The organism is Frateuria aurantia DSM 6220 (assembly GCF_000242255.2).
Classification (GTDB): Bacteria; Pseudomonadota; Gammaproteobacteria; order Xanthomonadales; family Rhodanobacteraceae; genus Frateuria; species Frateuria aurantia.
The window spans coordinates 817,715-829,503 of the sequence record NC_017033.1; the positions used below are offsets into that span (position 1 = coordinate 817,715).

Consider the following 11,789-nt stretch of genomic DNA (forward strand, 5'->3'; position numbering starts at 1 on the left):
AGGGTCTTGACGGGCATGGGATACTCAAAAAATGGATTGGCCAGCTGCCGTGTCGCAAGTTCTGAGACGGGGTCCCCTCATACTTGCCGGCAGGCTTTATCAGAAACTGAATCGGGATGAACACGATGGATGACAACAAGCGTCGCGCGCTGACTTCGGCCCTTGGCCAGATCGAAAAACAATTCGGCAAGGGTGCGGTGATGCGTCTGGGCGACCGCACCGAAGAGAAGATCGACACGGTATCGACCGGCTCGCTGGGTCTGGACATCGCCTTGGGCGTCGGTGGTCTGCCGCGCGGCCGGATCGTGGAAATCTACGGCCCCGAGTCGTCGGGCAAGACCACCTTGACTCTGCAGGTGATCGCCAACTGCCAGAAGAACGGGGGCACCGCGGCCTTCGTCGATGCCGAGCATGCTCTGGATCCGACCTATGCCGAAAAACTGGGCGTCAAGGTCGAGGATCTGCTGATTTCCCAGCCCGACACCGGTGAACAGGCGCTGGAAATCGCCGACATGCTGGTGCGCTCGGGCGCGGTCGACGTGGTTGTGGTCGACTCGGTGGCGGCGTTGACCCCCAAAGCCGAAATCGAGGGCGAGATGGGCGACTCTCATGTCGGCCTGCATGCGCGACTGATGAGCCAGGCCCTGCGCAAGCTGACCGCCAACATCAAGAAGTCGAACTGTCTGGTGGTCTTCATCAACCAGATTCGCATGAAGATCGGTGTGATGTTCGGCAGCCCCGAAACCACCACCGGCGGCAATGCCCTGAAGTTCTACGCTTCGGTGCGTCTGGATATCCGCCGCATCGGTGCGGTCAAGAAGGGCGATGAGGTGATCGGTTCGGAGACCCGCGTCAAGGTGGTCAAGAACAAGGTGGCGCCGCCGTTCCGCCAGACCGAGTTCGAGATTCTCTACGGTGAGGGTACCTCGCGTGAAGGCGAGATCATCGAGCTGGGTGTGCGCGAGAACCTGATCGACAAGGCTGGTGCCTGGTACAGCTACAAGGGTGATCGCATCGGGCAGGGCAAGGAGAATGTCCGCCAGTTCCTGCGTGACAATCCGGCGATTGCCGACGAGGTCGACACCGAGCTGCGTGCCCGTCTGCTGGTCAGTGCCAAGCCCAAGCCGGCCGAAGCCGAAGCCGAAGCCGCCGCTGCCAAAGACGAGGCATGAGGCCCGGTGTTTCGGTGATGTTCGCCTGATGGCGGGCTTCACCACAATGGTGCCGGATCGATGAGCCGTTTCAAGGCTTCCGCTCGCCCCAGACCCAGCGCCTATGACAAGGCGCTGGGTCTGCTGGCGCGACGTGAGCACTCCCTGTTCGAATTGCGTCGCAAACTGGGGCAGGGCGGTTATGCCGCCGATGAGATCCGGCAAGCGCTTGAGCGGCTGGATGCCTCGCCTTATCAGGATGACCAGCGTTTCGGCGAGGCCTTGTTGCGCAGCCGGGTGCAGCAGGGCTATGGCCCGATGCGGATCCGGGTTGAATTGCGCAGCCACGGTCTGAGTGATCGCATCATTGCCGAGCTGCTGGAAGAGGCCGCTGTGGACTGGGATGGACTGGCGCAACGTCAGCTGATCCGCCATTACGGCACTGAACCGGCCGAGGAGGCGGTCGACCGTCAGCGCCGGGCCCAGTATCTGCAGCGCAGGGGCTTCAGTGCGGCGAATATCCGCGCAGCCGGTCAGCGTCTGGAGGAGGCCGGTACAGATGATGGGATGACATTCGATGCGTCCTGCTTCGGTGAATAGGCCGCGGGGATCGGTCAGCGTTCTCCGCAGCCTTCGCCGGGCCTGCAAAGGCTGAATCGCCAGCCATGCCCTCGGCATGGCCAGACAAGACCTTGGTCCAAGGGCTCGGATCGGCAGGCGGCCTCCGGCGTCGAGGCTGTCCGGCGACTAGAAAGTTGCAGTCACTTTCCAGCCTGCGGCCACCGGTATCGGCGTTGCCGGCCACGGTGTGCAGCCTTGATCGGCCGGCTTCGGGCCGGAGCGGCGGCTCGTCCCGCAGCTGGATGCTTGCTTCCAAAGGCGTCCGCCCCCAAAGTAAGCGACCCAAGCCACGCATGTCGTCCGCGAAAGCACCGAATCCAAGGTGGGCTCGCCCGCGTGGCCCCCATGCGTACGCCGCCGCCATCGATCATTATGAAAACCGCCGAAATCCGCTCAGCCTTCCTCGAATTCTTCCGCGAAAAGCAGCACAGCATCGTGCCGTCGAGTTCGCTGGTGCCTGCCAGTGATCCGACCTTGTTGTTCACCAACTCGGGCATGGTGCAGTTCAAGAATGTTTTTCTCGGCAGCGAAAAGCCGGCCCATGTCCGCGTCGCCGATGTGCAGCGCTGCCTGCGGGCCGGCGGCAAGCACAACGATCTCGATGCGGTCGGTTACACCGCCCGTCATCACACGTTTTTCGAAATGCTGGGCAATTGGTCGTTCGGGGATTACTTCAAGAAAGAGGCCATCCACTGGGCCTGGGAACTGCTGACCCGTGTTTTCGGTCTGCCGGCCGAGCGGCTGACGGTTACCGTCTACCATACCGATGACGAGGCCTATGCCATCTGGCATGACCAGGTCGGCGTGCCCGCCGAGCGAATCATCCGCATCGGCGACAACAAGGGGGCGCCTTACGCTTCGGACAACTTCTGGCAGATGGCCGATACCGGTCCCTGCGGTCCTTGCACCGAGATCTTCTACGACCATGGGGAGGGCATCGCCGGCGGTCCCCCGGGTTCGCCGGACGAGGATGGCGACCGCTTTATCGAGATATGGAATCTGGTGTTCATGCAGTTCGACCGGGCGCCCGATGGCAGCCTGGCGCCGTTGCCGGCGCCCTGCGTGGATACTGGCATGGGTCTGGAGCGGCTGGCTGCGGTGCTGCAGCATGTGCATTCCAATTACGAGATCGACCTGTTCGCGCATCTGATCCGGGTTGCCGGCGAACTGACCGGCACCGCCGATCTGGGCAACAAGTCGCTGCGGGTGATCGCCGATCATATCCGGGCCTGCTCCTTCCTGGTCATTGACGGGGTGCTCCCTTCCAACGAGGGTCGTGGCTATGTGCTGCGCCGGATCATCCGTCGCGCGCTGCGCCATGGCTGGATGCTGGGCGTGCGCGGTGACTTCTTCTGGCAGATGGTGTCGCCGCTGGTTGCGGAGATGGGCGAGGCCTATCCCGAACTGGCCCAGCGCCAAAGCTTCGTGGAAGAGGTGCTGCGCAACGAAGAGCAGCGTTTCGGGGAAACCCTGGAACACGGCATGCGGGTATTTGACGAGCTGGCGGGCAAGGCCTCGGGCCGGATCGCCGGTGAAGATGCCTTCCGTCTGTATGACACCTACGGCTTTCCCGTCGATCTGACGGCGGATATCGCACGTGAGCGTGGTCTGGATGTCGATATGGCCGGCTTCGAGCAGGCGATGCAGCAGCAGCGCGAGCGAGCCCGCGCCTCCAGCCGCTTTGAATCCCGTGGCCAGATGCCGGCCGAGCTGGCCAGCCAGCTGGCTGCCACCGATTTTATGGGTTACCAGACCTTGGTCGTCGAGCAGGCCACCGTCATCGGGATGGTTCGTGACGGTGTGCAGCTGAACGAGCTGGCCGATGGCGAGGAAGCCTGGGTCATTCTTGACCGGACCCCGTTCTATGCCGAATCCGGTGGCCAGAGTGGTGACCAGGGCGAGCTGCATGGCGTCGAGGGGGTGCTGGCGGTCAGCGACACCAGCAAGCTGGGCGGAGTGTTCTTCGCTCATGTCGGCCGCTGGAAAGGCCGGGCCGCGCTGCGTGTCGGAAGCCAGGTCGAGGCCCGTGTAGATGGCACGAGGCGTGCTGCCATCGCGCTGAATCATTCGGCTACGCATCTGTTGCACAGCGCGCTGCGTCAGGTGCTGGGCGAGCATGTCGCGCAGAAAGGTTCGCTGGTCGCGGCTGGTCGGCTGCGCTTCGATTTTTCGCATCTGCGTCCGGTCAATCGCGAGGAAATCGAGCAGATTGAAAACCTGGTCAACGCCGAGATCCGTCACAACGAGGCGGTGGAAACCCGGCACATGAGCTATGACGACGCGATCGAGGCCGGTGCGATGGCCTTGTTCGGCGAGAAGTACGGCGACGAAGTGCGGGTACTGCGGATGGGCGAGTTCTCCACCGAGCTGTGCGGCGGTACCCATGTACAGCGTACCGGTGATATCGGTCTGTTCAAGATTCTCTCCGAAGGCGGCGTCGCTTCGGGGGTGCGTCGCATCGAGGCTGTCACCGGCACGGCGGCGCTGGCTCTGGTCAACGGACAGGAACGTCGTCTCGGAGAAATCGCCCAGCTGCTGTCCGGCCCCAGTGACGAGTCGGTGGACAAACTGCGTCAGTTGCTGGATCGGCAGAAGAAGCTGGAGCGCGAGCTGGAGTCGTTGAAAGCCAAGGCGGCCGGCTCGGCGACCGCGAATCTGGCGGAGCAGGCTGAAGATCTGGGCGGCATCAAGCTGATCACGGCCAGACTGGAGGGCCTGGATGCGAAGGCCTTGCGTGAAAGCATCGACAACCTCAAGACTCAGCTTCCTGACAGCGTGATCCTGCTGGCCGGTGTGGTCGATGGGCGGGTCGCCCTGGTTGCCAGCGTCAACGGTGCGGCTCGCGCCATGCTGAAGGCCGGTGCTGTGGTTGGCCATATCGGCAAGCTGATCGGTGGCAAGGGAGGCGGTCGCGATGATCTGGCCCAGGGCGGTGGTGTCGATTCGCCCGCCCTGCCGGGCGCACTGAACGAGACCCGTGCCTGGATCAGCGGGGAACTCGGGCAGGCGGCTGTCGTCTAAGTGTCCATGGGTTGACGCTGCATTCACATGAAAAGTGCGTCGAACGATGTTAAGGTGGCGTCGAATATGTATGGGCTTCCTGTCAACACGAATGCTGTCAGGGAGTTCTTGGGTGTGGATGGGTGAGCGCGGCCCGAGGAATCTGGATAAGCTGTTTTCGATGGCAGGGCTTGGAAAGTGACTTGGTGAGCTGTGGTGGAGTTGCCCATCGAGATGGATGGCACTGCAGGAACCCCGGATTAAGAACCATATTGGAGTGAAGACATGCTTATTCTGACCCGCCGGGTCGGTGAGACCCTGATGATCGGCGACGAAATCACCGTCACTGTGCTGGGTGTCAAAGGCAATCAGGTACGCATCGGCATCAACGCCCCCAAGGACGTTGCAGTGCATCGTGAAGAAATCTATCAGCGGATCCGCAGCGAATTCGGAGCCGATGGCAGCGAAGCCGTGGTCAGTGCCGGCGAAGTGCATTCCGATCACTAAAAAGCTTTACATCTGCTGCTGAGACCCTATAATTAGCGGCTCTGCAGCAAAGCAGAAACAATGGAGAGATGCCCGAGAGGCTGAAGGGGCTCCCCTGCTAAGGGAGTATAGGGTCAAAAGCCTTATCGAGGGTTCGAATCCCTCTCTCTCCGCCAGATTCAGACAATGAGCCCCGCATGTCGGGGCTTTTTGTCGTCTGCCAGTTGCGGCGATGCCTGCGGTCATGGCGGCAAGGACGTCCAGAAAGTCTTGATGCGCAGCGGATGACTGGGTGTCGCCTTTGTCTCGTATATCGATATATGTCGAAATTCGAGTAGATCCGGGCGAGGTACGGTCCAGTCCTCGCCATCGGCGAAAATGCGCCGGTGACGAGTGCTGATCAGATGAATCCTCGCGCATGCATCCATCGGGCCGCGATCTCCGGCCATGCGGCCGTCGGGCCGTCGACTCGGCCCAGCCCGAAGCCATGCCCGCCTGCAGGGAAAAGATGCCGTTCGACGGGGACCTCGTGCTGCAGACAGGCCTGTTGCAGAATGGCGGTGTTGGCCGGATTCGAAACAGGATCGTCCGCCGCCTGGACCAGGAGGAACGGCGCGTCGGAAGAGTGGATATGGGTCTGCACCGACCACTCGGCTGCTTCGTCGGCTGATGCATGGTCAGCCAGCAGTACCCTGCAGGTGCTGGTGTGCTGATAGGGCTTCTGCAGCGTCACGATCGGGTAGATCAGCAGATTGATATTGCTGTGCGCGGGGAGCAGATCGGCCTCGTCCTGCGCCGGGCTGCTTCGCCAATCCGGGCGGGTCGCGGCCATGCCCAGCAAATGCCCGCCTGCCGAGAAACCGAGCACGCCGACCCGGGCGGGGTTGATCTCGTATACCGCAGAACGGGCACGGATCAGTCGCAATGCCCGCTGTGCATCCTGGAATGGCGCCAGCCGGCCAGCATGCCAGTCCTCCCGGGGCAGGCGATAGGACAGCACAAACACGGTGATGCCCATTCCGGTGAGCCATGCGGCGGCAGGCAGCGCTTCCTTGCCCATCTCGATATGCCGGTAGCCTCCACCTGCGGCGACCAGCATGGCGGCACCATTGGGTGATGAAGGGCGATACACGGAAAGAGCGGGCTCCGAGACGTTGGTCAGCGAGCCTCGAGCCGACAGCCGGCTGGGACCTTGCGGTCCGCCTCCACCGGGCGGAGGGCCTGGCCACAATGCCATCGATTCGGATGCGGCACGGGCCGCCGCGGGACGAGAGGTGATCGCCCGGAGTTGCGAAGCGGCGCTGACCGGCAGTCCCGTCATGGCCGTAGCGAGCACTCCCGCTTCCAGAAAATGCCTTCGGGTGATGTGCATGTCTGTGTTCCAGGTCGGGAAGGGTGGGGGCTGCGGCGTGCAACCATGACTCAGGACTCGCTTGCATCTGATGCGACACCAGATGGATGACTTCGGCAATTGACTGGCCACCTGACTGAGTCCGGTGCGCGTGATCGGCGGGAGGTGGCTGCATGTCATGTTGCTTATGCGCGCCGACACTGCCAGCATCGTAAGCTCGTTTTTGCCAGCCTGGAATATCGCATGAGTCAGACCGTCGTTGCCGCCTTGCAGATCGGTGCCTCTCCCGAGGGCAAGGCCGCTACCCTGGAGCAGATCCTTTCCTTCGAGGCTGCCATACGCGAGGCCGGTGCCGAACTGGTGGTCATGCCTGAGGCTGTGCTGGGCGGCTATCCCAAGGGCGAGATCTTCGGCACCTATCTGGGTTATCGTCTGTCTGAAGGCCGGGAGGCTTTTGCCGCCTATCACGCCAATGCCGTCGACGTGCCGGGACCTGAAACGGAAGCGTTGGCAGGATTGGCACAGCGCAGTGGCGCTTCGCTTGTGGTGGGCGTGATCGAGCGTTTCGGTGCCAGCTTGTATTGCAGCGCGCTCTTTTTCACTCCGGAGCAGGGGCTGGTCGCGACCCATCGCAAACTGATGCCGACCGGTACCGAGCGATTGATCTGGGGCCAGGGCGATGGCTCGACCCTGCCGGTCGTTGACAGTCCCGCCGGCAAGCTTGGCGCGGCCATCTGCTGGGAAAACCATATGCCGCTGCTGCGGATGGCCATGTATGCCAAGGGGGTAGAAGTCTGGTGCGCACCTACGGTGGATGAACGTGATGTCTGGCAGGCTTCGATGCGCCATATCGCCCACGAAGGCCGGATGTTTCTGGTCAGTGCCTGCCAGGTTCAGCCTTCGCCCAAGGCCCTGGGAATCGAGGTGCCGCAATGGGATCCGGATCGCCCCCTGATCCAGGGCAACAGCGTGATCGTGGGGCCTCTTGGAGACGTGCTGGCCGGCCCCTTGCGCAACGAGACCGGCCTGCTGACTGCAAGCATCGATCTGGATGATCTGGTTCGCGCCCGCTACGATCTTGATGTCGTGGGGCATTATGCCCGACCGGATGTCTTCAGTCTGACGGTGGACGAGCGTCCCCGCGGCAACGTTCGATTCACGACTTGATGGCTGGCGTGTCGACGGCAGTCATCGGGTCCGTGGCCTGTCGTTCCATGCCTTTGAATCTCGTTGCGACTGGCCGCTGAGGTCGGCTCGCAAGGACCTGATAAGCAAGATCATGCGCTTTTGAGCGTGTCCGGTCCGCGATCCGTATTCCAAAAGTTCATGGCGGCTCCTGCCAGCGGCTGCGCGTTGCTGTCACTGCTGCTCGGGACTGCGGGAGACGGCTTTCCCGCGGCTGACAGCTGACCTGATGTGGGCAACTGTCAGCCGCAGGCAGGCACTGCGTCTTCGCATCCAGTGGTGGCTTGACTCGAGCATTCCTGAAGCAGACCTCGACAGGATGCGTCGCTATCTCCGGATCCAGGGGCATGTCGAACAGGCCTTGCAGAGATTGTGCTTTCACTACCATCACGGCCGTCTGGCCGGATGGTTGCGGATGATCGATGCCATGGTGGAGGTTGCCGGTTCAGAAGCCGTCGTGGATGCCTTCAAGCAATATCTGTCAGCCCGCTGGCAGCAGGGATCCGAGTCCGCCCGGAATATATCTTCACTGCAGTCGAAGCCGGAAGGCCATTTGCTCGGTGATATGGGCATGCTGTCGGCGTGATGGCGCTGGATGAAAGCCATGAACAGGAAGATCGTGCATCCTGCGTAGTGCAGCGGGGTGATGTCGGAGAACGGGAGCTTGTGATCCGCATATCCTGTCCAGATATGCGGACCCTAGCAATGCTTTCGATGGCGCTTGTCATTGAATAAATGAGTATTCAGACGCTCGTTTTGACCATTGATTGGTGAGACTTGAGGATGTCCTGCAAGGTCTTCGAGGCCTTTCGAAAGGATTCTGCATGGGCATGAATGGACGCAGGCTTTGTCGCTGAGTGCTTCCGGGGTGAGCTGGCGGCCCATTGAATATCCGTTCAATGACGTTGATGACAGCGGAGAAATCTGCCCTCCTGGATGGGATGGAAGATCGCTAACATCAAGTGATCGCACAGATTGGTTCGTTGCACCTGATCTGAGCGGAAATCTTTGCTGCCGACAGGGAAGTGTGGCCTGCCCAAGTGTCGGACGTCTGACGCATCGCGCCAGTCACTTGCTTGCGGCTCGGGCAGTAGGTTGTTGGCCGGGTGGGCGGCTGGATGATCGCCATGGCCGCTTCCATTCCGACCAGGGTCTCTGGCCCGGGCGGGAGGGAGACGTGGCGCAAGGCCTTACGCAAAAGTAGCAAATGCGTTAAGTGCTGGTTATGATAATGATTCTCATTATAATCGGATTGCCAGCCAGTGAATCTCGTTTCCGCTTGTCGTGACCTGGGTTCGTTTCGTCGCCAGGTTCTTTTTTGCGCATTGGCATCGCTGCTGCCCATCTCGGCCCAGGCGACGACGGCCCAGCCTTCGGAAAAGCAGGATGCCGGCTCGCCTCGTCATGGCCGACATGACCATGAGCGTCACGGTCGCGCCCGGCTTGGGCCCGAAGGGCATGCGTCCGCCAGGCGCAAAGTCACTGCGCTGGGGGCGGTAACCGTCCATGGCGTGGACAATCACAGCTACACCATACCGTCGACGCCGACTTCGACCGGCATGGACCTGTCCCTGCGTCAGACTCCGCAGACCATCGTGGTGATGACCCGGCAGCAGCTTGACGACGAGAACGTGCAGACCATGAGCGATGTGCTTGCGGCCGCACCCGGTGTCACCAGTTTTTCGCAGGACAATGCCGGACGCACGACGTATCGCGCACGCGGGTTCAATATCACCAACTACCGCATCGACGGCATGCTGGTGGATGGCACGGCCAGCATGAGCGGTGGCGCCTCGGCCTTCAATATGGACCTGTACGACAACGTGCAGATCGTGATGGGCGCCAACGGTCTGATGGGCGGTACCGGTGATCCGTCGGCGACGATCTATATGGCGCGCAAGCTGCCGACCCGGCAGTTCAGCCTGAACGCCTCGGCGACGATGGGCAGCTGGGACAAGAAGCGGGCGATGATTGATTTGAACACGCCGTTGACCAAGGATGGCCGCATTCGCAGCCGGCTGGTGATCAGCGACGAGAATTCCGGAACTTTTCGCGATCGCGAATCTGTCCGCCGCCTGGGTGTGATGGGCAGTGTGGCGGCCGATCTGACCTCCAGCACCACCTTGACCCTCGGCGTGCAGTACGAGCGGACCCGCAACAACGGTTCCTCCTGGGGGACCAATGTTCCGATCTGGTATGCCGATGGCAGTCGTACCCATCTGCGTCGTGGTACCAATCCGGTGGCCAACTGGAGTGTGGCCGAACGCAATACCACCACATGGTTCGGCTCGCTGGTGCAGCAGCTGCCGGGGGACTGGCATGCCAGCCTGAGCTTTTCGCAAAGCCATGGCGGCGCCTACAACAATATCGGCATCGCCAAGATCAACAACGCGGCAAAAAACGTGGGCGGTTATGCCGGTTTCTGGAATCAGGACGGCACCGGCGCCTATCTGAATGCCCTGCATGCCGAATATGCCGATACCCGCACCAATATCGACCTGAATGCCTCCGGTCCGCTGCAATTGTTCGGTCGTACCCATCAGTTGATCTTCGGCTTCAGCGGCTACAAGGATGACGAGACGACTTACACCTTCAATGCCGGCAACTGCAATATCGCGGGGGTGAAGCCCTACAGCGGCTGCCAGTACCGCGCTACAGGCCTGCCGATCGACAACTGGCAGACCTGGAATGGCAGCTATCCGGGCTTCAATACCTATCGCACCAACGCGCGAAGCCTCGATACCACCATGAATTACGGTTTCTACATGGCCGGCCATTTCAATCTGGCCGATCATCTGAACCTGATTCTGGGCGGTCGCATCAGCAATTACCGCACGCAGACCACGACCTATTCGCTGGCCAATGTCGGCACCCGCAGTCCGGCCTCGGGCAACACCCAGGTCTGGACGCCCTACGCCGGTCTGCTCTATGACGTGGATCGTCATCACACCTTGTACGTCAGCTACACCAGCATCTTCAGCCCGCAAGGCGATCTGCGCGATGCCAGCAACCAGCTGCTGGCACCGGTCAACGGTGTCAGTTACGAGGGCGGCATCAAGGGCGAATATTTCCATGGCAACCTGAATACCAGCGTGGCCTATTTCAAGAACAAGCAGAACAATGTCGCCGAGAGCACGGGCCTGACCAATCTGGATACGGGGCAAGGCATCTATCGCTCCGTCAACGGGGTGCAGTCGCAGGGTGTGGATATCGAGGCGACGGGCCGGATCGGTCGTGGCTGGAACATCTCGGGCGGCTATACCTATGTGCAGACCACCGGTTTGAGCTATCGCCAGGATCCGCGGAACCTGTTCAAGGTGTTCAGCACCTATACCTTGCCGGGAGCGCTGCGTCATCTGACGGTTGGTGGTGGGGTGACGATGCAGGGCACGACGCAATGGACGGTCAATCCCGGTCGGCCGCTGGGCAATGGCAAGTATGATGCCAGCAATATCACGTTGGGCGGCTATACGACTCTCAATCTGATGGCCCGCTACGATGTCAGTCGCCGGCTGCAGCTTGTCCTCAATGTCGCCAATGCCACCAGCAAGGTCTATTACACCCAGTTCGGTTTCTACGACGGCCTGATCTACGGCACGCCGCGTTCGGCCAATCTGTCGGTCCGCTTCAAGCTCTGACCCGGCCGCAGCGATCAAGGCGGACGGGAAGGAGCGGGTTGCTGACTTCAGCCGGGCTTTCGCAGTGACTCGCCTACTCAGCCCGGCAGCGGTCTGGCGAGCGGCCCCGACCTGCCTCAGGCTGGATGCCTTCACGTCACGCCTGCCCCGGCGTGAGATCTTTTCAGCGGGAGGGTCGAGGCATCCGCTGCACGCTCAAGCCAGCGGCCGCGACCGATGCCGGCCGCTGGCAGAGCCGGGCCGGGTACCAACAAGCACGGCTGTCCACGGGACGCATGGCACCGCTCAGATGGGCCGCCGATGTCTGTCAGCAGCATGGTCTCTGCATGATCTGATGGTCTTGCAGCCGTTCATCTT

8 protein-coding genes and 1 tRNA gene are annotated in these 11,789 nt (G+C 61.5%); 8 read left to right on the top strand and 1 reads right to left on the bottom strand.

All coding sequences use genetic code 11. The features are described from left to right. Positions 1-125 precede the first annotated feature (125 nt). The 5 genes from recA (at position 126) to FRAAU_RS03700 (ending at position 5,434) form a co-directional block, all read left to right on the top strand. A complete protein-coding gene (gene recA, locus FRAAU_RS03680) occupies positions 126-1,172 on the top strand; it encodes a recombinase RecA (protein WP_014402225.1) in 1,047 nt (348 codons plus the stop codon). A 60-nt stretch (positions 1,173-1,232) separates the two neighbouring features. Beyond that, the gene (locus FRAAU_RS03685; protein WP_014402226.1) at positions 1,233-1,751 is read left to right on the top strand and encodes a regulatory protein RecX; all 519 of its coding nucleotides are present in this window, start codon (positions 1,233-1,235) and stop codon (positions 1,749-1,751) included. Between the two features lie 393 nt (positions 1,752-2,144). Next, positions 2,145-4,793, top strand: a complete 2,649-nt coding sequence (gene alaS / locus FRAAU_RS03690; protein ID WP_041270351.1) for an alanine--tRNA ligase — start codon at positions 2,145-2,147, stop codon at positions 4,791-4,793. Between the two features lie 264 nt (positions 4,794-5,057). Further along, a complete protein-coding gene (gene csrA / locus FRAAU_RS03695) occupies positions 5,058-5,279 on the top strand; it encodes a carbon storage regulator CsrA (RefSeq protein ID WP_014402228.1) in 222 nt (73 codons plus the stop codon). A gap of 62 nt (positions 5,280-5,341) precedes the next feature. Then, positions 5,342-5,434: transfer RNA gene (locus FRAAU_RS03700), tRNA-Ser, on the top strand. Positions 5,435-5,658: 224 nt separating this feature from the next. On the opposite strand, the gene FRAAU_RS03705 is transcribed toward FRAAU_RS03700, so the two are convergent. Continuing rightward, on the bottom strand, positions 5,659-6,630 hold the full coding sequence (locus FRAAU_RS03705; RefSeq protein WP_014402229.1) for an alpha/beta hydrolase: 972 nt from the start codon (positions 6,628-6,630) through the stop codon (positions 5,659-5,661). Positions 6,631-6,852: 222 nt separating this feature from the next. On the opposite strand from FRAAU_RS03705, the gene FRAAU_RS03710 reads away from it, so the two are divergent. The 3 genes from FRAAU_RS03710 to FRAAU_RS03720 all read left to right on the top strand — a co-directional run bounded on the left by FRAAU_RS03710 (position 6,853) and on the right by FRAAU_RS03720 (position 11,432). Beyond that, positions 6,853-7,776 (top strand): carbon-nitrogen hydrolase family protein, encoded by a 924-nt coding sequence (locus tag FRAAU_RS03710; protein WP_014402230.1) that lies wholly within the window; start codon positions 6,853-6,855, stop codon positions 7,774-7,776. 433 nt (positions 7,777-8,209) lie between these two features. Then, complete coding sequence (locus FRAAU_RS17110) at positions 8,210-8,380, top strand: hypothetical protein (protein WP_156803322.1); 171 nt, start codon at positions 8,210-8,212, stop codon at positions 8,378-8,380. 676 nt (positions 8,381-9,056) lie between these two features. Beyond that, positions 9,057-11,432, top strand: coding sequence for a TonB-dependent siderophore receptor (locus FRAAU_RS03720; protein ID WP_014402232.1), 2,376 nt, complete (start codon positions 9,057-9,059; stop codon positions 11,430-11,432). The last annotated feature ends 357 nt before the right edge of the window (positions 11,433-11,789 follow it).

Excerpts from the sequence above, each read along its gene's own strand:
- recA (WP_014402225.1), top strand. The coding sequence starts at position 126 with ATGGATGACAACAAGCGTCGCGCGCTGACTTCGGCCCTTGGCCAGATC.
- FRAAU_RS03710 (WP_014402230.1), top strand. The coding sequence starts at position 6,853 with ATGAGTCAGACCGTCGTTGCCGCCTTGCAGATCGGTGCCTCTCCCGAG.
- alaS (WP_041270351.1), top strand. The coding sequence starts at position 2,145 with ATGAAAACCGCCGAAATCCGCTCAGCCTTCCTCGAATTCTTCCGCGAA.
- FRAAU_RS03705 (WP_014402229.1), bottom strand. The coding sequence starts at position 6,630 with ATGCACATCACCCGAAGGCATTTTCTGGAAGCGGGAGTGCTCGCTACG.
- csrA (WP_014402228.1), top strand. The coding sequence starts at position 5,058 with ATGCTTATTCTGACCCGCCGGGTCGGTGAGACCCTGATGATCGGCGAC.
- FRAAU_RS17110 (WP_156803322.1), top strand. The coding sequence starts at position 8,210 with ATGATCGATGCCATGGTGGAGGTTGCCGGTTCAGAAGCCGTCGTGGAT.
- FRAAU_RS03685 (WP_014402226.1), top strand. The coding sequence starts at position 1,233 with ATGAGCCGTTTCAAGGCTTCCGCTCGCCCCAGACCCAGCGCCTATGAC.